The following is a 26782-nucleotide window of genomic DNA, read 5'->3' on the forward strand; positions in this document are numbered from 1 at the left end:
CCGGATTGGGTTAATTTGTATAAGAAAGGGTCCTGAATCTCTCCGGTCCCTTTCGGAAGGAATTACTTTTTAGTACTTTGCAAGTCCCGGGATCTTTTCAATCAGTTCCTGCTTAAGCTCGTAAGCGGCGTTGTCGAGCATGGAGCGCCCCTGGGGGGACACTGTGCGCCCGTCCTTTACCTTCTGCAGGAAACCTGCAGCTTCGAGCTGCTGTACGGCCTTCCGGGCAATCGAGCCGCTGCCCTTTGCCTTGTGGTAGGGGCTTGAGCCGTTGTCTTTCTTCCCGCCATATACAGATCTAAGCCTTTCAATTCCGATAGGCCCGTCAGCATATATTTTCCTCAGAACTGCTGCGCACCTGATGTACCACCAGTCGTCTGCAGTAGGGGGAAGTTCCTTGTGGACTCCGGTTTTCACGTTCTCTGCCCATTCAGGGGGAACTACCTTATCATTTTCTTTCAGCATGCCTGCAACCTTTTCGATCAGTTCCAGTGCAGGGACGTCATATACGGTTGTCATACTCTTCTCCTTTTAAATTACTTTTATTTTTGCTGGGCCGGGAAATTGCCGATTTTTCCCGAATCCGGAAAGGATGTAACTCTTTTCTCCCGAAATGAGGTAACTCTATACTCTTTTGGGAGTTCAAATTGCTGGCATGTATCGCTGGACTCTATGGACTCTTAGAATTTGGGCCTTCAGGCCCGATAATGCCGGTTAATATGATCTAGTCTAAACTGGAAATGAGGTTGATAAACTTATTGGTTATTATATACTCTTTTCGGTAAGAGTATCGAACCGGTTTACTAATGGCGTTATTCTTTTTTAAAGGTTTGTGCTCTTCCCGGGCCCACGGAGATGTAGCGGACCGGCACTCCCATTAGCTTTTCAAGCCTCATTACGTAGTTCCGGGCGTTTTCCGGAAGGTCTTCGAAGGCTTTTACCTCTGTAAGGTCAGCTTCCCAGCCCGGAAGGTCCTCGTAGACTGGTTCGCACTCCGCCAGTTCTTCTGTAAGTTCGGGGGGGTATGCAGTGCCCTCTCCATTAAAGCGGTAACCCGTACAGATCCTGACCGGGTCAAGTCCTGTGAGCACGTCAAGTTTGGTAAGGGCGATTTCCGTGTACCCGTTAAGGGCGATGGCTTTTTTCAGGAGGGGGAGGTCAAACCAGCCGCATCTCCTACCCCTGCCGGTTGTGGTCCCGAATTCTCCTCCGGCTTTCTGGAGCCTTTCTCCCAGTTCTCCTGAAAGTTCTGTGGGCAGGGGGCCTTCACCTACTCTTGTGATATAGGCTTTTACGATAGCTATTACATTACCCACTCTCGTGGGCCCTACTCCCAGGTTGGCACAGGCCGAGCCTGCAATTGTAGAAGAAGATGTCACGAATTTCTGGGTCCCGTGGATGACGTCAAGGTGAGTGCCCTGGGCAGCTTCGGCCATTACGTGTTTCCCGGCATCAAGCGCTTCGTTGATCTCTCTTGACACGTCGGTCATGAAAGGAGCAAGCTGCTTTCCGAGTTCCACATATTTCTCTATCAGGGCAGGGTCCCTGACAAGCTTCGGGTCTCCTCCCATAACTGCAATTTCCTTTTCTTTCTGGGGGGCCAGTTCTTCGAGCCTGGCAAGGAAGCGCTCCCTGTCCGCAAGCTCGGCCAGGCGGACCTCATCCCTTGCGACCTTATCGATGTATGCATACCCGATCCCGCGCTTTGTAGTCCCTATTTTCGTTTCCCTTGCAGCTTCCCGGAGCCCGTCCATCTCGATATGGTAGGGCATAATAATACTTGTCTTGGCATCAATCCCTAACTTTGCCGGGTCCACCCTTACTTTATGCCCTTTGAGCATTTCGATTTCTTCCATAAGGACTTCCGGGTCCAGGACAACCCCCGGGCCTATCAGTACCCTGGACTCGAGCAGGATTCCTGAAGGAATCAGGTGCAGTTTGTACACCTCGCTTCCTACCTTGACCGTGTGGCCTGCATTGTTTCCTCCCTGGAAACGTGCAACAACATCATAATCTTTTGCAAGAAGGTCTACAATCTTGCCTTTCCCTTCGTCACCGAACTGCGCGCCTGTGATTATTGTGAACATAGAGCCCTGATTCTAGCTTAATCATTAATAAGGTTTTGTTTAGTTTTTCCTGGAGCTTTGCCTGGCCAGATTCTGATTTGTCCGGCTTGAAGAGACGGGAAAAACACAACATTAAATATTATATTACTGTGATTCATGACTCTCCCCTGAGTGACGGACCCTTTGTAGTCTCTCCCGGAAATCATTGCATTCGGCAGCTAACTCCTTGGTCCCATTCAGGAATCAATTCTCTTCTGGGAGATGCATGTTCTATACGGTTCCATGTACGAGTTTTGAAGACTTGAGGTAAGAAATAAATTCGGGATTTCAAGTCTGGGGAGTAAAAAATGGGGCCATTTCTATGGGACTTTGAAGTCAGGTATGTATCCAGTGTATGTAACACTATGTATTACACTATGTATAATACACATGTAAAATATCGTGTAATATTTACCTGTACAATGTCATGCAAAATCTACCTGTACAATATCATGCAAAATCTACTTGCAAATTTGTCAATATTCGGTAATTTGTTACTCTCCGGGTAAACTCTTCAGGCCTAAAATATGTAATCTATTTCTTGGAGTTATGTACGTTGGAGGTTATGTACACTTTTTTTATGCCTGTTATCTGTTCGGAGCTTCCTCTGCAGAAGTCCCTGGGACAGGTCTGAGAAAAGCTGAATTTATCTTTAAAGGCGGAAATGCCCTTTCACAATTCCCTCGTTTTTCAGGATAGTGTGCCTCTGAACATGATCAGGGCAAGGAACATAAGAAAAATTGCAAGGATTGCTGCAGTCTTTGCACTATCCCCGTCGCTTCCGAATATGATGGGGATGGGTCCGAGCATTATAACTCCCCCTCCTTTGATCCTTGATTCGGATTTTCTTTCCGGGGAGTTTCCATCTCGGGTTCTTTCAAAATCAGATGTCCTTTTAGAATAACTTTCTTTTTCGAATGGGTCCCTTCGTTTGCTTTTTTCCCATTCGGTGTTCGGGCGGGTTCCGAGAACCGTGCCTAACATGAGGATCAAAAACCCGATGAATATGATGAGGATTCCGATTAAAACAAGAACGTTTCCGATCATCTTTTAGTTTTCCATAAGAATAGATAGAGAATCATTATTAGTAACCCGAGTCCTAACATATTTGTCGTTATTTCAGGCGATGAACCAAAGGCAATCGGTATAGGCCCGAGCATTATAAGCCCGCCCATCTGGCTGCTTCCAGGATGCTGTAATATTGTGAGGACTATACCTAATGCTACTACCATAAATCCAATAAATGTGACTGTTGCGCCTACTTTTAGAAAATCTTCCGAGGTTCGCATGTGAAGTGATATTGTGCTTTTATTATTAAATGTATCCTTTGAATTTTTTAGGGCTGTCATCGACTCCTTCTTTTTTTTTATTCTAATCGGTAAATTATAAATAAAGTTCATATATATTAAATGCAAAGCAAAACAAATTCCGCTTTGTTTTTAAAGGGGTTCTCCAGGTTACCTCTTTCCGGCCAATGCCTGCCCGTTTTTCCGAGGGTAATTATTATATATCTCTTTTCCATTCGGGCGGGAGCTATTAATACAGGTTTTCTTTGAGGGCTCAGGAGCCGGAAATCCGGGAATGCCATTTCGAATAAAATAGCAAAATTCCTGGTTTTATAATATGGAAAGAATCGATATTTATTAATTGTATACCTTACCATAATTGTACGCCTTAAGATGAATTAAGTGTAAGCGCGATTAAGTGTAAGTGCGGAAGTGGGCTGCAGTTGCCACAGGAACTTATATATATCCTTTTTATAATTATGGTGGTATATATTTCCGGTATGTTTATATTAAGCTGGCAGTATGAGAAAGCCTTTTCAATGTGTATCCTGACTCTCTGGTGTCTGAAAACAAATCTGATGCATGCGTTGAGTTACGAACCGTATGTTTCCTTCAAGCTTCCATTTTCAAAGGCTTTGTGCCTTTGAGTTTCGGCAACTGCCTGGCCGGAATCTATAATCAGGAACTCATCATCGAACAGACACTCATGATCGTCAAATCGTTAAATCAATCGGTAAATTCTTTGCTAAATAACTGAAAGCCGGTTACTTAATCAACAGTAAACCGGTCACCATCTTGACACTAAACCTATCACCAAATCAGTCTAATTAGATAAAACAGGTGTTTTCAATGTCAGAAGACAGTGTTCTAAGGTCTTCCCTGGAAGATATTAAAACCAGGGTAGAAACTCAACTTGAGTGTGGGGAGATTGAAGCTGAAGATGTGAAATCTCTCTTAACCGAAATCGAAATCTTGAAAGTCCAGAATGAAAACATGAAAGCAAGGCTACTTGAAGCCAGCGTCGCCACTGGCAGGCACCTTCAGGAGATTAACAAGTTAAAAGCCCACCTGGAGCAGCTTACCGAGCCTCCTCTCTTCATAGCCACCATTCTTGAGGTAAACGGGGATATTGCCCTCATAAGGCAGCACGGCAACAATCAGGAAGTCCTGACCCAGATCCCTGAGGAGTGCCGTGGAAAGATAGAGCCCGGAATGCGGGTTGCGGTAAATGGTGCCTACTCTATCATCTCTATCGTCAGCCGGGCTGCCGATGTCAGGGCCCAGGTAATGGAACTTATCAATTCTCCGGGCATTGACTACAGCATGATCGGCGGGATAGATGACGTGCTCCAGGAAGTCCGGGAAAGTGTGGAACTCCCGCTTACCGAGCCTGAACTCTTCGAGGACCTGGGAATCGAACCCCCCTCCGGGGTCCTGCTCCACGGAGCTCCAGGTACTGGAAAAACTTTGATTGCAAAGGCGATCGCTTCCCAGGCCAAGGCAACCTTCATCAGGATGTCCGGCTCAGACCTGGTCCAGAAGTTCGTCGGGGAAGGCTCAAGGCTCGTAAAGGACATTTTCCAGCTTGCCCGGGACAAGTCCCCAAGCATCCTCTTCATTGATGAAATCGATGCTGTGGGTAGCATGAGGACCTATGACGGGACAAGCGGTTCGGCTGAGGTAAACAGGACGATGCTCCAGCTCCTTGCCGAGATGGACGGTTTTGACTCCAAGGGCAACGTGAAGTTGATTGCCGCCACCAACAGGATCGACCTCCTTGACCCTGCCCTCCTCCGCCCTGGCAGGTTTGACAGGTCAATCGAAGTCCCTCTCCCGGATGAGCGGGGAAGGGTCGAGATCCTGAAGATCCACACCCGCAAGATGAAACTGGCCGATGACGTGGATTTCGAAAAGCTCGCAAAAGTTACCACTGGCATGAGCGGGGCAGATCTCAGCGTCATTGTCAAGGAAGCCGGGATTTTCGTTCTGCGCAGGCGTGGCAAGCAGATCACAATGCCGGACTTTTTGAAGGCCTACGAAAAGGTTGTCAACACCGAAGAGCCCTCAATCCCGCAGGCCATGTTCGTGTGACCGGCTTTTCTGAATGCTGATTTTCAGAAAGCTGAATCAGACTGCGGCTCTGGCTGGAAGTAAAAAGAAAATTTATTCGTTCAGTTGTGCGCCGGGTAAGGACGCTGTCCACTCCCGGCCCTTCTTCCACCAGTTATTTCATTATTTTACACTTTCAGTCGAAAGGTTTATATTTTATAAATCACTTGAAGATATGCTGCCTGAGCAGCAAAGAATAAGTGACAGCGTGCTCCGATAGTGTAGCTCGGCCAATCATTCAGGACTCTCACTCCTGCGACTGGGGTTCAAATCCCCATCGGAGCACTTAACTTTTTTACACTAATTTTTCACATCGATTTTTGCATTAATTTATGATTTTGCACTGGGTTCACTTTCTAATATGCTTCGCTTAAAAGTGTATCTTATGCCTTTTTTCTCATGATATAAATGCCTTCTATCCTGGCATCCGGCTTTTTATAACTGTACCATTCCCTGTGTTTCCTGTCCCAGCGCATCCCGGCTTTTTTAAGCAGATCTTTTACAGGATATGTGTCCCCTTTTGCAATCCATTTATAATCCTCTTTCGCCGTTTCCTGTATTGTGGGTGCTGTTTTTCTATTTTTGTGAGTTTCCTGTTCACTTGTTTTACTCACATCTTCTGACTTCGGAACCGATGGAAAGCTGACGTGCTGTTTAGTTATCGGGTCTGCAATTACTCCGGACAGGTTTTCCTCTGACCTTCTAGTTCTTATATGATCATCTACATCAAAACCGCCGTCTGACAATGAAATCTTCCCCCTTTTACATCTTATATTCTTTTATCGATGTACCCATCTTCTCTATTTTCATTTCAATGCATATCCTGTTTATGTTCCCGGGGTGAAAGTATTAATCTAAAAGCGATTAATTGCAGGAAAACAAAATAACTGGTAAATATGGACTCAAGACCTATCGATATCGAAAATAAACTCCGGGGTTACCTCTTCGGCAGCGCCTGTGCAGATGCCCTCGGGCGCCCTGTGGAGCACCTTTCCCTTGAGCAGATTAAAGAAAAGTACGGGGATAGGGGTATTCTTGAGCTCTCCCCAAATTCCCCCTGGACTGACGATACCCAGCTCATGCTTGTCCTTTCCCGGGGACTGCTGCGGGGGGCGGAACTTGAACTTTCCGAGCTTATGGATAAGATTGCAGAGGAACTTGTCCTGTGGCTGGATGAGCCAGACCTTGGGGCCGGTGCAACCTCAAAAGGTGCTGCACTTCGCCTCAAGGCCGGGACCGATAGGGGTGAGTCCGGTATTGAGTCTAAAACCTGCGGCAGCCTCATGCGCGTGGGAATTCTGGGCTTCATCTACCGGAATGATTCGGAGAGGCTTGTCAGGGCAGCTTCTTTCTCAGGGAAAATGACCCACTCCCACCCCACCGCAGATGCGGCATCCATTGCAGGTGCATATGCCGTAAAACTCGCCCTTGACGGTGTTGAACCCGTAGACATGTTCGGGTCTCTCCTTCAAGTCACGGAAGGGATTTCGGAAGAGTTCACGGAAGCTCTTAATTGTTCTTATGAACTGGCTTATGGGGGCCTGGATGATGAAGGGGCTCTGAGGAAAATTGGTCAGGGCTGGTATGCGGATGAGACCTTTGCAATGGCATACTTCTGCATGCTGCGCTATCCCGATGACTACAAAAAGGCGGTCCAAACTGCCGTGAACATTACCGGGGACTCGGATTCCGTGGCCAGTGTTGCCGGAGGCATCCTCGGTGCCCTGCTGGGAATTGACGCGGTGCCTATTGTCTGGGTCGAAGCCCTCAAATGGAAAGGGGAGCTCGAAGCAATGGTCGGGCCGCTGCTGGGGAAGTATCTTGAGGTCTCCTCAGGAGGTTCCGGAATCCCGGGACCTTAAGCCCCTCATGGGCCTTAAGCCTCTTCAAGGGCTTTAAATCCCGTTACCGCACTCTTCAGAATTCCGTACTCTTCAGAAGTAAGTACATACATCTTTGAAGATGTGCATCTTAAAGGCTTGAAAACTTTAAAATGGGGCCATGAAATGGATTTTTCGGAAAAGGGTGTCTACTGCCTTATCTTTGAAAACCGGGGGTGTACGCTTACGGTAGGACAGAAGGGCGAGTTTTCCTTTCGGGAAGGATTTCACATCTATGTTGGCTCGGCTCTCGGGCCCGGCGGCCTGAAGCGCGTCCTGAGGCACATCGCCCTTTCCCGGGACCGGGACAGGAACCCCCGGTGGCATGTGGACTATCTGCACCTTGGCCCTGCATTCAACCTGGTTTCGGCAGTTTGTGCCCCTGCCTCCGACCGTCTTGAGTGCATACTTGCCTGCAGGATAGGGGGAGATTCCGTGCCGGGTTTCGGGTGCACGGACTGTAAGTGCGGGTCTCATCTTTTTTACAGGCCTGATAACCCGCTTCCTGAGTTGGTGAGGGCTTTTGAGGACCTCGGGCTTTCAGCCTTTGTCTTTAAAATTTGAATTGGCCGGTTTTATTTTTTGATTATCTCATTTTTCTTTTTATTTTTACTCTATCTATTTTTATTTCCCCTTTCCAATATAATACAGGAAAGCTTAAGGGAAGGCAGGATTCTATTTGAATTATTGAAAGGAAGAGGACCGAGTGTTATTTGACCAGGTGGGCTCTCATGGAACAGTTCTCGTTTATCGCCTGCATGCCGGACAGGCCCGGCGCCCTTCACAGGGCTGTCGAGATTATCACGCGGCACGAAGGGAATATTACCAGGATCCAGTATGACCGGAGGATTGACCGGAATACCGTATTTTTTGAAGTGAAATGTGTTCCCGGGGCCTATGGAGAAATCATGGAGGAGCTGGAAAAAATCGGCTACCTCCAGACTTCCCTGCAGCCGGTAGCTTTCCTGAAGTTCCATATCTACCTTCCGAACAGGCCGGGTGCTTTGTTTAAGTTTCTGGACCACCTTACCTCTGCAGGGCCGAATATCACCTTCCTGGACTTCGATGACCGGGGGCAGCACCCGGAAAGGCTGGTTGTAAGCCTGAACATTGAAAACACGGAGCTTATCGACACCCTCCTGAATGTGCTCAAATCCCGGTACAGGCTCGAGATCGTGGAATACGATACAACCGGGGAAAAGCTTGACGATACGGTGTTTTACCTGCGCTTTGCCCAGAAACTGAGGACATTTATCGGGGATGCCGAAGACGTTTTTCTTATGCGGTTCCTGCAGGACATTAACCACATTGCCCAGGAACTTTCAAACCTGGGGAAGGATCCAAAAGAGGTCTTCGAAAGTATCCTGAAGGTCGGGGAGACCCTGAACCGGACTTCAGGGGAAGGCTTTTATGCTGATGTCCAGAGGGTCACGATACGGGATGGTCTCGAACTGTTTTGCTTCCAGCTTCCCTGCGGGGGCAACATCTATCTCTTTGACACTCCGGGCGAGAGGGTAATGATCGATGCCGGATACGGGATCTACTTCCAGGATGTTGTGAACCTGCTCCAGTACTACGGGCTCGGCGACCTTACACGGCTTAAGAGAATCTACATCACCCACGCGGATGCCGACCACTGTGGGGCTGCAGGTTATTTCCCTGCCCCTTCTTTCCTCAATAGGGAAACTTTGAAGGTCGCAAGGGAAACAAGCAGGGCTTATGGTTCGACTCATCAGGAATGCATCCTTGAAGAAGTTTATACAAAGATGATTAACCTTTTTTCTAGGTTTAATCCCCCTGAAAACTTCGAACTCTTCCCTGATTTGCCGGCTTCAGGCGAAGGAATCGAGATGCGGGGTGCTTTCCCTGTAATTGCCCGTTTCTCTGTAGGCGGCCTGGAATTTGAAGCCCTGCAGGGGCTTGGAGGGCACATGCACGGGGAAGTCCTCTATCTCTGCCCGGAAGAGGGGCTGCTCTTTCCCGAAGATACTCTTATCAACTTCCGGAGCCTCAGCCCGGAGCGGACCGAGTACAACGTCCTTGCGGACTATTTGATGACTTCCGTGAATGTGGACAGCAAGCTTGCCCGGGAAGAGCGAAATGCCCTCATATCCCTTATCTCCGAACTTAATGAGGCTCTTGCCGGAAAGGAACAGAAGTGCGTGGTCTGCTGCGGGCACGGCGCGATTTCCGTCCTTGAGAATGGAAAATTTATTGAATTCGGAAGTTCCGAGAGGTATGTGGCAGGAAAGTGTATAAAGTGAGTTCAGGGGGAAATATGGCAGTTCAGGAAATATGTGGCAGAAAGCTGTAGAAAGTGAAATAAGAGGGGAGTGAGTAATTAAGAGAACAGCAGTAATAATCAGAAATGGTTTAAAAACAGGGTGCCGAAAGTGGTTTAAAAACAGGGAATCGGAAATAGTTAAACTACATGGAAATGGGGAATAAATTCTTTTTCCGGCCTGAATATGGTGTAAAAATAAAAAAGGAGTTTTTCTGTTCATGTTTTCCGGGTTTGATTACCAGGTATTGTTGGCCCTTAATTCTTTTTCTTTCCTGGATCGGTTTATGCTTTTCATAAGCCTGAGATTCGATTATTTCCTCTTTCTCATTCTTGTTTTACTTTTTTATTTCCGGGGTAGGGGGGATACTTTCCTCTATCTTGCCGTGCTTTACTCGGCCTGGGCTCTGGCAATGGTCCTTAAGCCTATTTTCGCAGTCCCTCGGCCTGAAGATGTCCGATTCGTTACCTGCACTACCGGGTATTCCATGCCAAGCGGGCATACCCTGATGTCTTTTGCCTCGGCAGTCTTTTTACATCCCCGCGCAGGGAAGTTCAAGCTGCTTATCTGGATTTTCGCCGTGCTGGTCAGCCTGAGCCGGGTCTTTATAGGAGTCCACTATCCTTCGGACGTTCTTGTGGGGGCAGTGCTGGGCTGCATGCTTGGGTTTTTCTGGTTGTATATGGAAAAGTGGCTGGTAAATTCCGGCTTTTTGCGGGATATTCTTTTCCCTGATGTGGAAAATAAAAAGTAAGCAATAAGTAATGGGGTGGGAAATGGGGCTGCCTGACTTCCTTCTTAAATGGGGTAGTCCGATATAGACAGGCAGGTAAAAACAGAAGGTCTGTAGGTTATTGAGGGCAGGTCAAAAGGTCCGGCAAATAAGAGCTTTTTAGGGTTCCAGATTTATGCAAAGTGAAATGCGAGGGGTGCGATTCGAACGCACGAATTCCTACGAAAATGGGTCCTAAGCCCATCGCCTTTGACCTGGCTGGGCAACCCTCGCACTAATGGTGTCTTTATTTCGGGTAAAATAAGAGAAGAGATAATTCAAAATTATTTGAAAAGGGTTAAATGCGCCGACCGGGATTCGAACCCGGGTTTTGGGCTTGGAAGGCCCAAGTCATAGCCACTAGACCATCAACGCGAACTGCAACACATCTAGAGGTATTTGTCAGATATAATGTTTTCGCTTGACATCTTTTATTCTTTTTTATATTACCCGGTTATTTCTAAATTTCTTTTGTTTTCTCCTTATTTTGTCTTTGTTATTCTTCATTCTTTTCATTTTCTTCATATGAAGGGTGCGGATTGTATCCCGTACATTTCACAGGGACGTTAAACTCAAAAGAATACGGCCTTTTTACCGGTACATGTTGTATCTGGTAACTGTAGCTTCAGGCCACAAAATTCAGGCTTCAAATTCATGCTGCAAAATTGGGCTTTGAATTTATATTTTAATGTTAACCTCTTTTGGAGGGGCCCGATGTTCACATAAGGGGTTTTTCAACGGGTTATTTGGGGTGAATCCTGGGCTGTGCAGACCTCTGGAGAGATTTGCTGAAATCTTTGACTCCTGTTGAGAGTATTTTTTATTCCCGGGCAAAAAAATAGGTTCTATAGCTTCAGTGGTAATAATTTTGGAATTATTACTCAATCTATTTTATAATTGTAGTTTTTATTATATTGTTAACCTTGTTTCTCCAAAAATACATTTTTTGACGTGTATATTAGGGGATAAATCCTTCTAAATATACCTTCAACAAAATAATCTAATTGAGTAAGTTTAAGGCGCAATTTTCCCTGAAAATCGGTTATTTTTTCTCTTTTACAGGTATTAATATTCCCTTTCTTTTTATATTTTTTATTTTTATTTTCTCACTTTTAAATTTTACTTGTTATATCAAAACTGTATGATATTTATTGCTATATTACGCTCCTAACTTGTATATATTATCAATTCTGTTAGTGGTAGAGTTGAGGTTGTCGCTTCTCCTCCCGGCTTTCTCCCTCAGAATTTTATTTCTCTGATTAAGAATATATATCCTTATATAGGTCTAGGCATAAGTTTTCAAAATAAGCTTTTATCTTTATGCCTCCGAAGCTCGCCCTCGGGGTCTGAAGCGATACGGTAAATTGTAGAAGATGTGATTGGAATGGAACCTGTTATTCTGGCATTTGCACTCAGCTGGCTCCTTATTCTTGCGTATATTCTCTCTCTGTTCAGGGAGCGTGCGAAGCTCAACAAAAAGTTAATGTAATGATCGCGTTATACGGGGTTTTAGATGAATAAAAAAAAGAAAACACTGCTCGCAATTGCTTTTATTGCCGGTGTGACCCTTATCGCGCTGTACGGCGTTGATTCAGGAGGGTACCTTTCGGTATCCGAACTTCTAACTGACCCCCAGGCCCATGTAGGGCAGAAGGTAAATGCCGTGGGCATTGTGGAGTACGGAAGTATCGAACTGTCTCCCGGGGCAACCTCTTTTGAACTCAGGGACGAAAACGATGAAAGCCTGAAGGTCCGGGTAGAGTATGTAGGGGATCTCCCCTCTAACCTTGCGGAAGGAAAGCAGGTGAGCATCAGCGGAGCCATGGTTTCGGAAGATACCTTTGAGGCAAACAAAATCGTTACTGGATGCCCTTCCAAGTATACGGAGTAATACGATGAATATTGAAGAATGGGATGAATACAGATATGTCGAAGCCGGGATTGAGGCCTTCCTTAAGGAAATGGAGGACTCTCGCCTGAAAAAAATGGTGGGGCATGTCTGTCATTCCGGAGGAAAACGGATTCGGCCAATCATCCTTCTGTTGGCCAGCGAGATCTGCTCCGGCTCTTGTGAAAAGAGCCTTGACGCAGCTCTTGCTATTGAAATGATGCATTCGGCTTCCCTTGTCCATGATGACCTGCTGGACCAGGGCCTTATCCGAAGGAACCTGCCTTCTGCCCCGGAGAAATTCGGGCCTTCAAGGGCTCTCCTCTGCGGGGACTACCTTATTGCCCGGTCCATTGAGTTCATCTCTCCTTTTGGGGAAAATGTAGTCCGTATTTTCGGAAAAGCCGGAATGGACATGGCCGAAGGGGAAGTCCTTGACCTGCAGCTTGAGGGTGAGGAGTTTACGGAAAGTGATTACATCGAGTGCATCTATAAGAAAACTGCTTCTCTGTTTGCGGTCAGTGCGTCCATCGGGGCCTATTCCGGAGGGGCCGATGCTGCCCTTGCCGGACGTTTCTCTCTCTTTGGGGAGAATCTGGGAATTGCATATCAGATAGTGGACGACGTGCTTGAATTCCTCGAAATCGTCGAGGGCAAGGAGTCGAAAATCACATCAGAAACCCTGCCCATGATCTACATGAAGAAGATGTCTAAAGAGGAAGCCGTGCAAAAGTCTATTGGAGAAGTCACGAAGTATGTGCGTGCCGCAAAAGAGGTCCTGGACTCTCTCAGGGCGTGCCCTGCGCGGGATAAACTCTTCCGGATTACTGATTATATGACCCTTGATCTGCTTGAAAAGGCTTGATGTCTTTCATCGCTTCCTGAATCTGATTGAAACACTGTATAAGCAGTAATTCGATGCGCAAACGAAAAACTAAAATGTATCTTCTGATTTTTTTATTTTAAATCTCAAATAATTTCCAGTTTTTGCTAATAACTTTGTCAGGTGAATCCATGCGAGTATATGACAGTCCGGTGCTTAAAGTAAATGCCAGTACAGAAAACGAAAAAGTGGTGCTTGATGCGGAGGGCCCTCTCTCCCAGCTTGCAAAACCCTTCCTCAGGCGCATAAACGGGATCTTTGCGGAGGAAAAACCTATCTCGGTTAGTGAGGACGAGCTCATCTTCTCGACGTGGATTCCTCCTATCCCTGGCCCTGTCTTCAGTCGGGTCATCAGTGCGGAAATTGCGGCAATCCGGAAAAAAAGGGTCCCTGACCAGTTTTCCATCGGGATAACGGCCCGCTGCCCTAACCGCTGCATCCACTGCGGAGCTGCGGATATCAAACCGGAAAAGGAACTGACCTTTGAAGAGATCTGCAGTGCAGTGGACCAGAGCCTGGACCTCGGGGCTTACCTGGTCTCCTTTGACGGCGGGGAGACAATGATGCGAAACGACATAGCCGAGATGGTTGCCCGGGTGGATAAGTCCAGGGCAATTGCCACCTGCTTCACTTCCGGTTTCAAGCTTTCCGAAGAAAGGGCAGAAGCCCTCAAGGCCGCAGGGCTCTATGCTGCCAGGGTCAGCCTGGACAGTCCCTTCGAAGCCGAACACGACCGCATACGCGGAAGGAAAGGAGCATACGAAGATGCACTTGCAGGAATCAGGAATGCAGGTGCAGCAGGGATCCTGACCGACATGTTTGTGGTGGTTTCCCCGCACAACATTGATGACCTTGAAGAGTTCTATTCCCTTGCCGTTGACCTGGGCATGCATGAAGTCTCAATCTATGAGATCATCGCAGTCGGACGCTGGCTTGACCATGAAGACGAGGTTATCGGGCCAAAGGATATCACGAGGCTTGAAAAATTCCAGAAAGCCATGAACAGCAAGCCAGATGGGCCCCGTGTAACCGCTTTTCCCTACTTTATGGGTCCGGAACTTTTCGGTTGTTTTGCAGGCAAGCGCTGGATGCACGTCGCTTCGGACGGAGAAGTTATGCCCTGTGCATATACGCCTCTTTCCTTCGGAAACATCTGCGAGGAGCCCCTTGAAACTATCTGGAAACGCATGGGTAAGCACAGTGCCTACAAAAAAGATGCAGCATACTGCATGATGCGCAACCCTGATTTCAGGCAAGAGTATATTCACACCATCCCTCAGGGCGCAAAAATTCCTTACAGGCTTAAATAAAAAGTTCTTCAATTTTCTCAAAAAAGTTTTCATAACTTTTTTAGTTCCAGTTTTTCTGGTTCTTTTTTCCTTTTTCTTTTCTTTTTTCTTTCCCTTTTTCTTTTCTCTTTTTCTTTCCCTTTTTCTTTTCCCTTTTTCTTTCCCTTTTTCTTTTCCCTTTTTCTTTCCCTTTTTCTTTCCCTTTTTCTTTTTTTTTTATTTCCTTATTAAATGTCTTTCTTTTGAGTTGGAAATATAGTTGCAGGTTTCTAAGCAATTATCCACAAAACGATGACAGAAATAATGTCCTTTTCCTGGGGGCATATGCAGGATGTCGATTCTGATATTCGTTTTTTCAGATTTATTTCATATATCTAATGATTCATTTTTTCAATAGCAGGATCTCATAAACTGAGTTCGTAACGCTTGCTCGTAATCCTTGCTCAAACCTTGCTCAAACTTTGCTCAAAACACGGTTTAATGCATGATGACCTTATTTTTAATATGTATTTCATTGGTCATCGGTTAAGAATTTTCTTGCCTGATAGCTATCGATTTTGTACCGAAGCATGCCTTAAATTTTGGTCTCGTAACGTGAAATCGATACCTTGTTCCAGTTCGCAACACGTTGACATTTTTTACAACTGTCGTGGGAATGGAGACAATTTATCACAATTCCTCACTAACCGAAGACACATGAAATGTATTTCGAATAAAGCATTTGTTATAAGTTCTGGTAAAAGGGGTTAATCTCTGAGTCTGAAAAAAGGTCCGATTGCCTGCTCAAAAGGCAGGTTTTTACAAAATATGTTGGATCCCCCTCTCCCCATTCTGTTTTTATGCAGTTATTTTAGGAGGGATCTCTTAATTATTCTGTTTTTATGCAGTTATTTTTTGTAAGGTATCTCTTCCTTTTGTCTTGTTTTTATGCAGTTATTTTTTCAGGAAGCGCTTCCTTATTACTTAACAATATATTACAGTTTGCACTCAATTATTTTTTACAGTAATATTTAATCTTTTGGATTTTGCCCATATATTTTGCTATTTATATTTCCATATTTCTTAAAAATTTCTTCAATTGTTTTTACCTAATGATTAATCATTACAAATAACATCATCTTCTTTGATAAAACCGAAGCTGTTATATAGTTCTTTCACGAAGGATTTGTTAACTACCTCCACTGGAGTAGGGATTTTTAATTATTAATTTATATATTAAATTTTGAGAGACGGAGATTCACATGGCTAAAAATGAAATCTTATCTGAAATAAAAAAAGCAGAAGGGAATGCAAAATCGGTGGTTGACGAAGCCATCGATGCAAAAAACAAGCGCATTTCCGATGCTCGGGCTGAATCCAGGGAAATCCTGAAGCAAGCCGAAATCGATGCACACAAAGCTGCACAAGACTCTTTTAAGGAAGGTGAAGAAAAGATTCTGGAGGAAAGAGATAAGATCGTCAACGATGGTGAGCAAAACGCATTAGCCATGTCCCAAAAAGCTCAAGCTAACATAGACAAATCCGTCAATTACCTTGTACAGGAGTTTGAGAGGGCGGTCCTTAATGAGTAGACCTAAAGAGATGACAAGGGCCGTCATTGTCGGACATAAAAGCATTTTTAAAGAAACCATCGATGCACTACATGATACGAATCTCTTTCATGTCGAAGATTTTGTCGAAGACGAATCTGGTTTTAAGATCAGCAAGCCATTTAAAAACGCAGACGAAGTCTCTAAAAAGCTTGTGAAGATCCGTTCTATCGCCAATTATTTGGGGATTGTACAAAAAGAACCGGTAGTTCAGAAATCTGACGCCGTCTTACGCGACCTTGATTCAAAGTTGAATGAACTGGACAGGGCAATCATGCAAAACACTGAAATGATTGCCCAGCTCGAGAACGAGCTGAAGGATCTGGATTCCCAGAAGCGGGAACTTCTTCCTTATCTGTCCATTCCCCTTGACTTTGATTACTATCGTGGCTACGAGAGCCTTAAGGTTTTCGCAGGTGCTATAAAGGGAAGCCTGGACGGAAGTCAGGTTTCAAGCATCACCAAAGCTTACGAACTGTACTTTGACCCTCAAACAAAAACGGTCGTACTGTTTGTAGCCAAAGGGGATGCCGACAAAGTCTACGAATTACTTCAGGGTCTTGGATTTAGAGAACTCAGAGTTCCGGAAAGAGGTGGTGTCCCAAGCGAGCTGTTAAAGTTACTCGAACAGAAGGAAGCCGAAGTCACCAGGAAGATCGAGTCCTTGAAGGCTGAGATCGAGTCCTTGAAGTCCAAGTACGCCGATTTCATCCTTGCCAGCGATGAGGTCTTGAGTATCGAGAGTCAGAAGGCAGAACTGCCTTTGAGAGTTGCTACGTCTGCAAACGCATTCATAATTGAAGGTTGGGCTCCTAGCGAGGAGTACGATACCGTGGTCAGTGCCGTCAACAGTGCCACCAACGGTCGGGCATACATCACCAAACTCGAACTTGAAGAAGAGGAGGAGGAGCATGCCCCTGTTGAGTACAACAACTCCAAAGTTGCGGCACCGATGCAGCAGATCATGGACCTGTATTCTCGGCCCAAGTACACCGAAATCGATCCATCATCAGTGATCCTTATCACTTTCCCGCTGATGTATGGTTTAATCCTCGGAGATATCGGGTACGCCTTGATTCTGGGAGCGATTGCGCTGGCGATCAAAAAAGCAGTAAAGTCAGATGCAGTAAAGCCTCTTATGGATATTCTGATTTATTGTCAGATATCAACATTTATCTTCGGAATTATATATGGTGAGTTCCTGGGATTCTCCCTCGCCAGTCTACACACTGCACATGGTGTGGTGCCTGGTTTGATTCCCGGATGGGAAACCATAACACTGTTCCCCGGACTCGGAGGCGAACATGTAACGTTCCCTGTCCACAGGACTCACATGGTAATGACTATGATTGCAGCAACTGTCATAATTGGGCTGCTTCACTTGAATCTCGGGTTCCTGCTCGGATTTTCAAACATCAACAGGCACCATGGATTTAAGCATGCATTCCTTGAAAAAGGCAGTTGGATCGTTATCGAGCTCGGTGCAATCGTTGCGGCTGCCGGCTATCTTGGAGGAAACTCCGGGTTGACCTACGTCGGTGCTGGCGTTCTTGTTCTCGGAATTGTGCTTCTCACCATGGGTGAGGGTATCAAAGGTCCGATCGAGTTGCCATCTCTTATGGGTAATGCGCTGTCGTATGCCCGTATTATCGCAGTCGGTCTGTCTTCGATTTACATCGCAGGTACGGTTAATGATATTGCTTTCAAAATGATCTGGGCTGACCATTCTCAGATCGGTTTCGTAGCAATAGCTGCAATACTTGTGTTTATACTCGGACATGCTCTTAACACTGTTCTGAGTATCATTGCTCCCGGACTACATGCACTCAGGTTGCAGTACGTCGAATTCTTCGGAAAGTTCTACGAAGGCGGGGGTAAAAAATACAACCCATTCGGATACATAAGAAAATACACGGAGGAATAAAAACATGGTAGGAGAAGAAGCAATAATTGGTGGACCAATCCTTGACGCAGACGGAATGAAAGCACTCGGTGCAGCACTCGCAATCACAGTAACCGGCCTTGCATCTGCATGGGCTGAAAAAGAAATCGGTACCGCAGCAATCGGCGCAATGGCAGAAAACGAAGGGTTATTCGGTAAGGGTCTGATTCTTACTGTCATTCCGGAAACCATCGTTATCTTCGGTCTTGTCGTTGCATTGCTTATCAATTCTGCTTAAATTTAAGAGCGCATCCCGCTCTTAAATTTCTTAGAGCATTCGCTCTAAGCTTCCCCGGGTGCTTTTTCCTTGCCTGAGGACTTGGGCGGTTATAATGCTCTAAGTTTCCCCTTAGGTATCGTTGCACTCTAAGCAGCTTAGAGTTTTTTGCTCTAGGCTTTAGAGCACTTTTTTGCTCTAAATTTATTTGGAGGTGTAAGCATGGGACTAGAGATCGTTGTAAAAGACATCCAGGTGGGTGCACAGGCAGAGGTTTCCCGTATCAAAGCCGAAGCTGATGCAAAGGCCTCCGAGATTATTAATGAGGCTAAAGAAATACAGAAGAAAATGCTCGGAGACAGCCTTGCCAAGGTGGAAGAGGACCTCCAAAAGGTGCACCAGCAGGTTATATCAAGTGCAAACCTGGAAGTAAAGAGAATTACGCTTAACAAGCGCAAGGAACTTCTGGATAAAGTTTATAATAATACCGTTGAGTCAATCAAGTCGATGCCAGCATCCAAAAACGAAGAGCTGTTGAAATACGTTATCGACAAGTACGAAGCAAGCGGTGCTAGAGTATATTCTTCTAAGGATTCAGAAGAGACTGTCCGAAAATTAACTAAATTGACCTACGCTGGTAACATTAACTGTATCGGCGGCATTGTTCTGGAAAGCGAAGACGGAACAATCAGGTTAGACTTCACATACGATTCAATTCTGAAAAACGTGTATGAGCGTTCGTTGAAACAGATATCTGATATCTTATACGGGTGATGTTCAATGCGGCTTTTTGCGAGATATGGGGGGGATAAACCCTCAAAATCCGATAAGAAGAAAAAAGGCACTTCCAACTATGCTTATGCCGTAACCCGTGTGCGTGCGATGAAGAGTAAGCTGCTTCCCCGGGAGACATACCCGCGGCTTCTCAACATGAGCATTGACGAAATTACCCGTTTTATCCAAGAGTCTGAATACAAAAACGACGTTGATGAATTGGCAATGAAATACAGCGGTGGCGACCTGGCAGAACATGCATTAAACATGAATCTTGCGCTCACCTATCGTAAACTGCTCCGGATCACTGCAGGAGAACCAAATTACCTTGTTACGGCATACCTGAAAAGGTATGACGTCTGGAATGTAAAAACACTTCTCCGCGGTAAACTGTACAACGCATCCGTTGAAGAGATCCTGGAGTCTCTGGTTTCTGGCGGGGAGTTAACCTACACCCTCCTGTCGGAGCTTGCAGCCATGGCTACATATCAGGAGATAATTGAGGCCCTGAAAGAGTCTGAATATTACCCCCTGCTGCAGGAATTTGACGGAACCAACCTGGCATACATCGAAAACGAACTTGACAAGATGTATTATTCAGGTCTGTTTAATGCAATCGGAAAGCCAAGGTCCAAGGACCGTAAGCTCTTTGCCAGGTTCATCAAACTGGAAGTCGATGTCAAGAATCTGGGTACCCTCTTCAGGCTGAAAAAAGCGGGAGTTGAGCAGCTTGACGAGATCATGCCTCTTATGATTGAGGGCGGTCTAGAGCTGAAGATTGAAAAACTCGCATCTCTTCCGTTTGAGCAGTTTGTCGAAGACCTTCGAAAAACGCAGTACTGGGATGCTATTTCAGGTGTCGTAGGTCCGGACATGGATTCTCTGACTGCCGTGGAAAGCAGACTCACAAGGTACTATCTTGAATCCGCAACCACTTATTCGCATGTATCTCCGATCTCAATTGTGCCTATAATGGATTATATTATTCACAAGAGCAATGAGGCCAACAACCTCCGGATTATCTTCAGGGGTAAGGAGGCTGGCCTCGATGATACACTAATTAAAGACCAGTTGGTGGTTATCTAATGGAATTGGCAGTGATCGGAAAGAGCGAGTTTGTCACGGGGTTCAGGCTGGCTGGTATCAGAAAAGTTTATGAAGTCGTTGATATCCCAACCACCGAGTCCGCGGTAAAATCAGTGCTTGATGATAAGAGTATCGGGATTCTTGTAATGCATAATGATGACATTGGTAATCTGCCGGAAGTATTAAGGAAAAACTTGAATGAGTCTGTCCAGCCCACAGTGGTAGCCCTGGGAGGATCTGGAGAAGGCTCAATGAGTTTAAGAGAAAAAATAAAACAAGCGGTAGGTGTTGATCTGTGGAAGTAAAAGGTGAAATTTATCGTGTGGCTGGGCCTGTCGTCACCGCTATCGGCTTGCAGGCAAAAATGTATGACCTGGTCAAAGTCGGTAATGAAGGTTTAATGGGTGAAGTCATCCAGATAGTAGGGCCCAAGACCATCATCCAGGTATACGAAGAGACAGGAGGTGTCAGGCCAGGGGAGCCCTGTGTATCTACAGGGATGTCTCTGTCAGTGGAACTTGGCCCGGGTCTTCTTTCCAGTATTTATGATGGGGTTCAAAGGCCTCTGCACGTCCTGCTTGAGAAAATGGGCAGCTTCATCCAGAGAGGTGTCACTGCAGACGGACTTGACCACAAAAAACTATGGGAATTCAAACCCATTGTCAAGAAAGGCGACTTTGTAAAAGGTGGAGAAGTGATCGGTGTTGTTCAGGAAACCGTGAACATCGAACACAAGATCATGGTGCACCCTGATGTCTCCGGTACAGTTGCCGATATTAAGAGTGGGAACTTTACGGTAGTAGACACGGTCTGTACCCTTACTGACGGGACCGAACTGCAGATGATGCAGAGGTGGCCTGTCAGAAGACCCAGACCTGTGGGGAAAAAACTGCTTCCCACAAGACCTCTGGTTACAGGACAGAGAATCCTTGACGGACTTTTCCCTGTAGCAAAAGGCGGAACAGCTGCAATCCCCGGACCTTTCGGATCCGGAAAGACCGTTACCCAGCAGCAGCTTGCAAAGTGGAGTGACACCGAAATTGTGGTCTACATCGGTTGTGGTGAACGAGGGAACGAAATGGCAGACGTTCTGCACGACTTCCCGGAACTCGAAGACCCGCAGACCGGAAGGCCGCTCATGGAACGTACCGTCCTTATCGCTAACACTTCAAACATGCCTGTGGCTGCAAGAGAAGCGTCTGTGTACACCGGGATCACCATTGCGGAATACTTCCGTGACATGGGCCTTGACGTGTCCCTGATGGCAGACTCCACCTCCAGGTGGGCAGAAGCAATGAGAGAAATCTCCTCCCGTCTGGAAGAAATGCCTGGTGAAGAAGGTTACCCTGCATATCTGTCTGCAAGGCTTGCCGAATTCTATGAACGTTCCGGTGTTGCAAAATCCCTTTGCGGTGAAACAGGTTCCATTACTGTTATTGGAGCAGTATCTCCTCCCGGCGGTGACTTCTCAGAGCCTGTTACGCAGAATACCCTGCGTATCGTGAAAGTGTTCTGGGCTCTCGATGCCAAGCTGTCCCAGAGGCGTCACTTCCCGGCTATCAACTGGCTTAACAGTTACAGCCTGTATAAGGAAAGCCTCGACGGTTGGTTTACTGAGAACGTGGCTCCTGACTATGTGGCAATGAGGGAAAGGGCAATGGAAATGCTTCAGGTAGAATCCGAACTGCAGGAAATCGTGCAGCTTGTCGGTTCCGATGCCCTTCCGGATGAACAGCAGCTCCTGCTTGAAATTACCCGTATGATCAGGGAAATCTTCCTGCAGCAGAATGCGTTCCACCCGATAGATACCTACAGCCCGTTCTCCGAGCAGTACAGGATCATGCAGGCCATCATGAAGTTCGGAGACGCTGCACAGGAAGCCCTGAAAGCAGGTGCTCTTGTTTCGGATATTATCAAGCTGCCATCAAAGGACGAGCTTCCCAAGGTCAAGTTCGAGGAGAACTTTGATGCTTCCATGAACGCTGTCCTTGCAAAGATGGATAAGGATTTTGCAGCTCTGGGAGGTAGGTGAGCATGGTAAAAGAGTATAAGACAATCACTCAAATTGCAGGGCCTCTTGTCTTTGTCGAGAAAACAGAGCCAGTAGGTTATAACGAAATCGTTAATGTCAACATGCCTGACGGTACCACCCGCAGAGGTCAGGTGCTGGACTCTTCAGCGGACATCGTGGTTGTCCAGATTTTTGAAGGTACTGGCGGTCTGAACAAGGATTGCGGTATAGTTTTCACAGGGGAAACCCTGAAACTTCCTGCATCCATTGACCTCCTCGGCAGGATCCTTTCAGGTGCCGGTGATCCTCTGGACGGCGGGCCCAGGATTGTGCCAGACCAGCTTCTGGATATCAATGGGGCTGCAATGAACCCGTACGCCAGGATGCCTCCAAAGGATTTCATCCAGACCGGGATTTCCACAATTGATGGAACAAACACCCTGGTCCGTGGGCAGAAACTGCCTATCTTCTCTGCATCAGGTCTCCCGCACAACGAAATTGCCCTGCAGATCGCAAGGCAGGCTGCTGTGCCCGGGTCCGAAGCAGAGTTCGCAGTGGTTTTCGCAGCTATGGGTATCACCAATGAAGAAGCTCAGTATTTCATGGGCGACTTCGAAAAGACCGGCGCTCTGGAAAGGGCAGTTGTGTTCCTTAACCTGGCAGACGACCCTGCTGTCGAGCGTCTCATCACCCCGCGTATGGCCCTGACAGCAGCCGAGTACCTGGCATACGAGCATGGCATGCACGTTCTCGTCATCCTGACGGACATAACTAACTATGCAGAAGCTCTCCGTCAGATGGGTGCCGCCCGTAATGAAGTGCCCGGCCGTCGTGGATACCCTGGTTACATGTACACTGACCTTGCAACTCTCTATGAGCGCGCAGGCATTGTGAAGGGCGCCAAGGGATCCGTTACTCAGATCCCGATCCTTTCAATGCCCGGTGACGACATCACCCACCCGATCCCTGACCTGTCCGGGTACATTACCGAAGGCCAGATCGTGGTTGCCAGGGAACTTCACAGGAAGGGTATCTACCCACCCATCAACGTGCTGCCTTCCCTGTCCAGGCTGATGAACTCCGGTATCGGAGGCGACAAGACCAGGGATGACCACAAGGCTGTTTCTGACCAGATGTATGCAGGATATGCAGAAGGGCGTGACCTGAGAGGTCTCGTGGCTATCGTCGGTAAGGAAGCCCTGTCCGAAAGAGACACGAAGTTCCTCGAGTTTGCTGACCTTTTCGAAAACGAGTTTGTAACCCAGGGCAGAAACGAAAACAGGACCATTGCAGAAACCCTGGACATCGGCTGGAAGATTCTAGCACACCTGCCAATGAACCAGCTGGGTAGGATTGACAACAAGTACATCCAGAAATATCATCCTGCACACAAAAAGGCTCAGTGATTACTATGGCTCAAGACGTAAAACCAACTCGGTCGGAGCTAATTCAGCTCAAGAAGAAAATCAAGCTCTCTGAAAGTGGGCACAAGCTCCTTAAGATGAAAAGAGACGGTCTTATTCTTGAGTTCTTTAAGATCCTTAACGAGGCAAGGAACGTCAGAACCGAGCTGGATGCTGCTTACGAAAAAGGCGTGGGGAAAATCAATCTCGCATGTGCTGTGAACGGAGTGGTTTCTGTTAGGTCAACTGCTTTTACAGCAAAGCAATCCCCTGAAATCCAGCTTTCAGGGCATAACATCATGGGTGTTGTGGTGCCAAAGATCAGCTCTACTGGAGTCCGCAAACCCCTCTATGAGAGGGGTTACGGTATCATCGGTACAAACTCATATATCGATGAGACTGCAGAAGCCTATGAGGATCTGGTAGAAAAGATCATTACCGCCGCTGAGCTTGAAACCACAATGAAAAGGCTCCTTAATGAAATCGAGAAGACAAAGAGGCGTGTGAACGCTCTCGAATTCAAAGTCATTCCCGAGCTCATTTCAATCATGAAGTACATCCGCTTTACCCTTGAAGAGATGGAAAGGGAAAACACCTTCAGGCTGAAGAGGATCAAGGCAAGAGCCAAGTGATCAACCCTGACTTAAACATGGCAGCGTATAAGGATCGACCGAATCTGGTTGAAAAAGCAGTAATCAAATTAGGTGAACCCGAAAACCAGGTCCGCCTGCTTCAGGCAGCCTGGCGGATCTCCCTTTTAATGCTGGTTTTGGGGTTCATTATAATTCTGAAAACTATTCTGCCCAATTTTATGTGACCGGAATCTTCGGGATGATTTTTTCATCTCGAGACCTGGCACAAATTTGTTGCTTTTTTAGTTCTTGTGGTTTTTGAGTCTACTTCTTATTAGAAAACTATTTTTACGACGAATGTCAATCCTGAATTCTCTATGCAAAACGAAGCCAGACTTCTCCATGTTAGCGGTACGGTGCAGGGTGTGGGTTTCCGCCCGTTCGTATACCGGCTTGCAAAAGCTCACGGGCTTTTCGGGTATGTGAAAAATCTTGGAAACCACGTTGAGGTCCTTATAGAAGGCAGGCAGGAAAGCCTTGAAGCTTTTATAGCTGACCTCCTGCAAAAGAAACCTCCGCTTGCCCGGATTCTGGAGACGAAGGCAAAAAAAGTGCCTTATTGTGCTTATTCCGAGTTTTTCATCGTGGCAAGTGAATCCGGGGAATCCAGGGATTCCATAATCCCCCCGGACACGGCCATCTGTGAAGACTGCCGGGCCGAAATCTTTGACCCTGCATCCAGGTATTACCACTATCCTTTTACCGTTTGCACGAACTGCGGGCCCCGCTACACAACGGTCCGGTCCCTCCCGTACGACCGGGAACATACCACCATGGCGGATTTTCCCCTCTGCAGGGAATGTGTTACCGAGTATAATGATCCTGAAAACCGCAGGTACCACGCCCAGCCCGTCTGCTGTCCCGTCTGCGGGCCCATGCTCTGGCTTTCGGACTCTGAAGGAAAGCTGCTGGAAAAAAACTATGAAGCAATTGCAAAAGCTTCTGACCTGCTCCGGAAGGGGGCAATCCTCTCGGTAAAAGGGTTCGGAGGCTTTCATATAGCCTGCAGTGCCAGGCAGGAGGAGCCCGTCGCGGAGCTGCGCAGGCGGTTGATTCGCCCGGAGCAGCCCTTTGCGGTAATGGCAAAGGATACGGGAGTTGTGGAATCCTTTGCAGAACTTGGGAGCGTAAGCCGGGAGTACCTCACATCTTTCCGCCGCCCGATAACCGTGCTTCCGAAGTCTGAAGACTTCAACCTGGCCGGACCTGTTGCTCCAGGCCTGCACAATATCGGGGTAATGCTCCCATATACAGGGACTCAGCACCTGCTTTTTGATAGGGTGCCTGAGGCGGTTTATGTGATGACCTCGGCAAACCTGCCGGGAAGGCCCATGGTCGTTGAAAATGGAGATGCGCTTGAAAAACTCGGGGAAATTGCGGACTTCCATCTCCTCCACAACAGGGTCGTTGCAAACCGGAATGATGACACAGTCATCCGGGTTGTGAACGGCCGGGCAGCTTTTATCCGGCGTTCCCGGGGTTTCGTGCCGGAGCCCATAGAACTGCCTTTTGAGGTCAAATCTTCAATCGGTGTGGGAGCCGAATTGAATTCTACGGTGACGGTTGCAAAAGGAAAGCGGGCTTACCTTTCCCAGTATATCGGAAACACGGGCCATGTGGAGACCTCAAGGTACCATTCTGAAGTGGCCAGGCACCTGGTCCGGCTTACGGGCATAGAGCCGGAGTACTGGGCATGCGACCTTCACCCGGCTTTTTCCACCACCCGCTTTGCAAGGAGCAGAGGCGGGGAAAATGTGCTTCCGGTCCAGCACCACCATGCCCACATCCTGGCCCTGATGGCCGATAACTCCCTTCCTGCAGATTCCAGAATCCTGGGAATTGCACTGGACGGCGTAGGGTACGGCAGCGACGGTACTATCTGGGGAGGGGAGCTTTTTGAATCTTCTTATTTCGGATACGAACGCCTGGGCCATCTCCTCCCGCAGCCGATGCCCGGAGGGGACCTTGCAGCAAGAACTCCATCCAGAATGGTGCTCGGTCTACTTTCCGGCAGCCTTTCGGAAACCGAACTGAAAAAACTGCCCCTTGCTTTTCCCCGTGGGAACCGGGAGTTTGCTGCGGTGCTCCAGCAGCTAGAAAAGGGGATAAATGTTGTCCTGAGCAGCAGTACCGGGAGAGTGCTGGATGCAGCTGCAGCCCTGCTCGGGATCTGCAGAGAGCGTACTTATGAGGGGGAGCCGGCAATGAAACTTGAATCCGCTGCAAGTAAGGGCAGCTCCGTAGTCGACCTTCCGATCTCTTTCATAAAATCGGGAGAAACGGGAGTCCCTGTACTGGATACTACGGAACTTCTTCTGGGGGTTTATGAGCTGATCGGAAAATATTCTCCTGCTGACCTTGCTTTTGCCTTTGAGGAAAGCCTTGCGAGAGGAGTTTCGGAGCTTGCTGTTTCTCTTGCCGGGAAAAAAGGTATCGGGACAGTAGGGCTGAGCGGGGGGGTTGCCTATAACGACCACATTACTTCATGTATCGCCGGGACGGTGCAGGAAGCCGGGCTTGAGTTTCTTGCCCATCGCCGACTCCCCTGCGGAGACGGCTGTATATCTTTTGGGCAGGCGCTAGCAGCCGGAATCCGCCCTTTTCATACTGAGATTTGATCAGAAATACAGGAAT

General features: G+C 47.2%; 25 protein-coding genes, 3 tRNA genes and 1 pseudogene. 20 read left to right on the top strand and 9 right to left on the bottom strand.

The window, feature by feature from the left end:
• Positions 1 to 69: 69 nt before the first annotated feature.
• The 5 genes from FTO70_RS01245 to FTO70_RS01265 form a co-directional block, all read right to left on the bottom strand.
• Positions 70 to 519, bottom strand: coding sequence for a 30S ribosomal protein S19e (locus tag FTO70_RS01245; RefSeq protein ID WP_255333876.1), 450 nt, complete (start codon positions 517 to 519; stop codon positions 70 to 72).
• Between the two features lie 293 nt (positions 520 to 812).
• Positions 813 to 2087: an adenylosuccinate synthase gene (locus FTO70_RS01250; RefSeq protein ID WP_255333877.1), complete on the bottom strand. Its 1275-nt coding sequence runs from the start codon at positions 2085 to 2087 to the stop codon at positions 813 to 815.
• Positions 2088 to 2795: 708 nt separating this feature from the next.
• Positions 2796 to 3152, bottom strand: coding sequence for a DUF131 domain-containing protein (locus tag FTO70_RS01255; protein ID WP_255333878.1), 357 nt, complete (start codon positions 3150 to 3152; stop codon positions 2796 to 2798).
• Entirely contained in the window at positions 3149 to 3454 is a 306-nt protein-coding gene (locus FTO70_RS01260) for a DUF131 domain-containing protein (protein ID WP_255333879.1), read from the bottom strand. The genes FTO70_RS01255 and FTO70_RS01260 overlap by 4 nt, the downstream gene beginning before the upstream one ends.
• A 56-nt stretch (positions 3455 to 3510) precedes the next feature.
• Positions 3511 to 3768: a hypothetical protein gene (locus FTO70_RS01265; protein WP_255333880.1), complete on the bottom strand. Its 258-nt coding sequence runs from the start codon at positions 3766 to 3768 to the stop codon at positions 3511 to 3513.
• Positions 3769 to 4240: 472 nt separating this feature from the next.
• Here FTO70_RS01265 and FTO70_RS01270 point away from each other — a divergent pair, with 472 nt between their 5' ends.
• Both FTO70_RS01270 and FTO70_RS01275 read left to right on the top strand, forming a co-directional pair.
• Positions 4241 to 5482 (top strand): proteasome-activating nucleotidase, encoded by a 1242-nt coding sequence (locus FTO70_RS01270; RefSeq protein WP_255333881.1) that lies wholly within the window; start codon positions 4241 to 4243, stop codon positions 5480 to 5482.
• 228 nt (positions 5483 to 5710) lie between these two features.
• Positions 5711 to 5785, top strand: a tRNA-Glu gene (locus FTO70_RS01275).
• 98 nt (positions 5786 to 5883) lie between these two features.
• Here FTO70_RS01275 and FTO70_RS01280 read toward each other — a convergent pair.
• Positions 5884 to 6246, bottom strand: a complete 363-nt coding sequence (locus FTO70_RS01280) for a hypothetical protein (RefSeq protein ID WP_255333882.1) — start codon at positions 6244 to 6246, stop codon at positions 5884 to 5886.
• Positions 6247 to 6396: 150 nt separating this feature from the next.
• Between FTO70_RS01280 and FTO70_RS01285 the strand changes: the two genes are divergently transcribed.
• The 4 genes from FTO70_RS01285 (at position 6397) to FTO70_RS01300 (ending at position 10416) form a co-directional block, all read left to right on the top strand.
• Positions 6397 to 7362: an ADP-ribosylglycohydrolase family protein gene (locus FTO70_RS01285; RefSeq protein WP_255333883.1), complete on the top strand. Its 966-nt coding sequence runs from the start codon at positions 6397 to 6399 to the stop codon at positions 7360 to 7362.
• A gap of 144 nt (positions 7363 to 7506) precedes the next feature.
• Positions 7507 to 7944: a DUF123 domain-containing protein gene (locus tag FTO70_RS01290; protein ID WP_255333884.1), complete on the top strand. Its 438-nt coding sequence runs from the start codon at positions 7507 to 7509 to the stop codon at positions 7942 to 7944.
• A gap of 167 nt (positions 7945 to 8111) precedes the next feature.
• The gene (locus FTO70_RS01295) at positions 8112 to 9644 is read left to right on the top strand and encodes an MBL fold metallo-hydrolase (protein WP_255333885.1); all 1533 of its coding nucleotides are present in this window, start codon (positions 8112 to 8114) and stop codon (positions 9642 to 9644) included.
• 238 nt (positions 9645 to 9882) lie between these two features.
• Entirely contained in the window at positions 9883 to 10416 is a 534-nt protein-coding gene (locus FTO70_RS01300) for a phosphatase PAP2 family protein (protein ID WP_255333886.1), read from the top strand.
• A 167-nt stretch (positions 10417 to 10583) separates the two neighbouring features.
• On the opposite strand, the gene FTO70_RS01305 is transcribed toward FTO70_RS01300, so the two are convergent.
• Both FTO70_RS01305 and FTO70_RS01310 read right to left on the bottom strand, forming a co-directional pair.
• Positions 10584 to 10668 (bottom strand) — tRNA-Leu (locus FTO70_RS01305).
• Between the two features lie 69 nt (positions 10669 to 10737).
• Positions 10738 to 10809, bottom strand: a tRNA-Gly gene (locus FTO70_RS01310).
• Between the two features lie 1009 nt (positions 10810 to 11818).
• Between FTO70_RS01310 and FTO70_RS17990 the strand changes: the two genes are divergently transcribed.
• The 4 genes and pseudogenes from FTO70_RS17990 to FTO70_RS01325 all read left to right on the top strand — a co-directional run bounded on the left by FTO70_RS17990 (position 11819) and on the right by FTO70_RS01325 (position 14515).
• Positions 11819 to 11923: a CcmD family protein gene (locus tag FTO70_RS17990; protein ID WP_369694308.1), complete on the top strand. Its 105-nt coding sequence runs from the start codon at positions 11819 to 11821 to the stop codon at positions 11921 to 11923.
• A 24-nt stretch (positions 11924 to 11947) separates the two neighbouring features.
• The gene (locus FTO70_RS01315) at positions 11948 to 12325 is read left to right on the top strand and encodes a cytochrome c maturation protein CcmE (protein ID WP_255333887.1); all 378 of its coding nucleotides are present in this window, start codon (positions 11948 to 11950) and stop codon (positions 12323 to 12325) included.
• A pseudogene (locus FTO70_RS01320) lies at positions 12301 to 13187 on the top strand (polyprenyl synthetase family protein). The gene FTO70_RS01315 and the pseudogene FTO70_RS01320 overlap by 25 nt, the downstream one beginning before the upstream one ends.
• 149 nt (positions 13188 to 13336) lie before the next feature.
• Positions 13337 to 14515: a radical SAM protein gene (locus FTO70_RS01325; protein ID WP_255333888.1), complete on the top strand. Its 1179-nt coding sequence runs from the start codon at positions 13337 to 13339 to the stop codon at positions 14513 to 14515.
• 40 nt (positions 14516 to 14555) lie between these two features.
• On the opposite strand, the gene FTO70_RS01330 is transcribed toward FTO70_RS01325, so the two are convergent.
• On the bottom strand, positions 14556 to 14771 hold the full coding sequence (locus tag FTO70_RS01330; protein ID WP_255333889.1) for a hypothetical protein: 216 nt from the start codon (positions 14769 to 14771) through the stop codon (positions 14556 to 14558).
• A 964-nt stretch (positions 14772 to 15735) separates the two neighbouring features.
• On the opposite strand from FTO70_RS01330, the gene ahaH reads away from it, so the two are divergent.
• From ahaH to hypF, 10 genes are all read left to right on the top strand, one after another.
• Complete coding sequence (gene ahaH / locus FTO70_RS01335) at positions 15736 to 16065, top strand: ATP synthase archaeal subunit H (protein WP_255333890.1); 330 nt, start codon at positions 15736 to 15738, stop codon at positions 16063 to 16065.
• Positions 16058 to 18007 carry a V-type ATP synthase subunit I gene (locus tag FTO70_RS01340; protein WP_255333891.1) on the top strand — a complete coding sequence of 650 codons (1950 nt, stop codon included), beginning with the start codon at positions 16058 to 16060 and terminating at the stop codon, positions 18005 to 18007. Before ahaH ends, FTO70_RS01340 begins: the two co-directional genes overlap by 8 nt.
• 4 nt (positions 18008 to 18011) lie before the next feature.
• Complete coding sequence (locus FTO70_RS01345; protein WP_255333892.1) at positions 18012 to 18263, top strand: V-type ATP synthase subunit K; 252 nt, start codon at positions 18012 to 18014, stop codon at positions 18261 to 18263.
• A 201-nt stretch (positions 18264 to 18464) separates the two neighbouring features.
• Positions 18465 to 19016, top strand: a complete 552-nt coding sequence (locus FTO70_RS01350; RefSeq protein ID WP_255333893.1) for a V-type ATP synthase subunit E — start codon at positions 18465 to 18467, stop codon at positions 19014 to 19016.
• A 6-nt stretch (positions 19017 to 19022) separates the two neighbouring features.
• Entirely contained in the window at positions 19023 to 20102 is a 1080-nt protein-coding gene (locus tag FTO70_RS01355; protein WP_255333894.1) for a V-type ATP synthase subunit C, read from the top strand.
• Positions 20102 to 20407: a V-type ATP synthase subunit F gene (locus tag FTO70_RS01360; protein ID WP_255333895.1), complete on the top strand. Its 306-nt coding sequence runs from the start codon at positions 20102 to 20104 to the stop codon at positions 20405 to 20407. The genes FTO70_RS01355 and FTO70_RS01360 overlap by 1 nt, the downstream gene beginning before the upstream one ends.
• Positions 20398 to 22134, top strand: a complete 1737-nt coding sequence (locus tag FTO70_RS01365) for an ATP synthase subunit A (protein WP_255333896.1) — start codon at positions 20398 to 20400, stop codon at positions 22132 to 22134. Before FTO70_RS01360 ends, FTO70_RS01365 begins: the two co-directional genes overlap by 10 nt.
• 2 nt (positions 22135 to 22136) lie before the next feature.
• Positions 22137 to 23519, top strand: a complete 1383-nt coding sequence (locus FTO70_RS01370; protein WP_255333897.1) for an ATP synthase subunit B — start codon at positions 22137 to 22139, stop codon at positions 23517 to 23519.
• 5 nt (positions 23520 to 23524) lie between these two features.
• Positions 23525 to 24148, top strand: a complete 624-nt coding sequence (locus tag FTO70_RS01375; RefSeq protein WP_255333898.1) for a V-type ATP synthase subunit D — start codon at positions 23525 to 23527, stop codon at positions 24146 to 24148.
• 317 nt (positions 24149 to 24465) lie between these two features.
• A complete protein-coding gene (hypF, locus tag FTO70_RS01380) occupies positions 24466 to 26766 on the top strand; it encodes a carbamoyltransferase HypF (protein WP_255333899.1) in 2301 nt (766 codons plus the stop codon).
• The last annotated feature ends 16 nt before the right edge of the window (positions 26767 to 26782 follow it).

It is taken from the genome of Methanosarcina sp. KYL-1 (genome assembly GCF_024372725.1).
GTDB lineage: Archaea > Halobacteriota > Methanosarcinia > Methanosarcinales > Methanosarcinaceae > Methanosarcina.

Coding starts and splice junctions, on each gene's coding strand:
- FTO70_RS01260 (WP_255333879.1), bottom strand. CDS start 3,454: ATGACAGCCCTAAAAAATTCAAAGGATACATTTAATAATAAAAGCACA.
- FTO70_RS01290 (WP_255333884.1), top strand. CDS start 7,507: ATGGATTTTTCGGAAAAGGGTGTCTACTGCCTTATCTTTGAAAACCGG.
- FTO70_RS01375 (WP_255333898.1), top strand. CDS start 23,525: ATGGCTCAAGACGTAAAACCAACTCGGTCGGAGCTAATTCAGCTCAAG.
- FTO70_RS01255 (WP_255333878.1), bottom strand. CDS start 3,152: ATGATCGGAAACGTTCTTGTTTTAATCGGAATCCTCATCATATTCATC.
- FTO70_RS01370 (WP_255333897.1), top strand. CDS start 22,137: ATGGTAAAAGAGTATAAGACAATCACTCAAATTGCAGGGCCTCTTGTC.
- FTO70_RS01350 (WP_255333893.1), top strand. CDS start 18,465: ATGGGACTAGAGATCGTTGTAAAAGACATCCAGGTGGGTGCACAGGCA.
- FTO70_RS01360 (WP_255333895.1), top strand. CDS start 20,102: ATGGAATTGGCAGTGATCGGAAAGAGCGAGTTTGTCACGGGGTTCAGG.
- FTO70_RS01355 (WP_255333894.1), top strand. CDS start 19,023: ATGCGGCTTTTTGCGAGATATGGGGGGGATAAACCCTCAAAATCCGAT.
- FTO70_RS01345 (WP_255333892.1), top strand. CDS start 18,012: ATGGTAGGAGAAGAAGCAATAATTGGTGGACCAATCCTTGACGCAGAC.
- hypF (WP_255333899.1), top strand. CDS start 24,466: ATGCAAAACGAAGCCAGACTTCTCCATGTTAGCGGTACGGTGCAGGGT.
- FTO70_RS01315 (WP_255333887.1), top strand. CDS start 11,948: ATGAATAAAAAAAAGAAAACACTGCTCGCAATTGCTTTTATTGCCGGT.
- FTO70_RS01295 (WP_255333885.1), top strand. CDS start 8,112: ATGGAACAGTTCTCGTTTATCGCCTGCATGCCGGACAGGCCCGGCGCC.
- FTO70_RS01265 (WP_255333880.1), bottom strand. CDS start 3,768: ATGGTAAGGTATACAATTAATAAATATCGATTCTTTCCATATTATAAA.
- FTO70_RS01245 (WP_255333876.1), bottom strand. CDS start 519: ATGACAACCGTATATGACGTCCCTGCACTGGAACTGATCGAAAAGGTT.
- FTO70_RS01300 (WP_255333886.1), top strand. CDS start 9,883: ATGTTTTCCGGGTTTGATTACCAGGTATTGTTGGCCCTTAATTCTTTT.
- ahaH (WP_255333890.1), top strand. CDS start 15,736: ATGGCTAAAAATGAAATCTTATCTGAAATAAAAAAAGCAGAAGGGAAT.
- FTO70_RS17990 (WP_369694308.1), top strand. CDS start 11,819: ATGGAACCTGTTATTCTGGCATTTGCACTCAGCTGGCTCCTTATTCTT.
- FTO70_RS01340 (WP_255333891.1), top strand. CDS start 16,058: ATGAGTAGACCTAAAGAGATGACAAGGGCCGTCATTGTCGGACATAAA.
- FTO70_RS01250 (WP_255333877.1), bottom strand. CDS start 2,087: ATGTTCACAATAATCACAGGCGCGCAGTTCGGTGACGAAGGGAAAGGC.
- FTO70_RS01325 (WP_255333888.1), top strand. CDS start 13,337: ATGCGAGTATATGACAGTCCGGTGCTTAAAGTAAATGCCAGTACAGAA.
- FTO70_RS01285 (WP_255333883.1), top strand. CDS start 6,397: ATGGACTCAAGACCTATCGATATCGAAAATAAACTCCGGGGTTACCTC.
- FTO70_RS01270 (WP_255333881.1), top strand. CDS start 4,241: ATGTCAGAAGACAGTGTTCTAAGGTCTTCCCTGGAAGATATTAAAACC.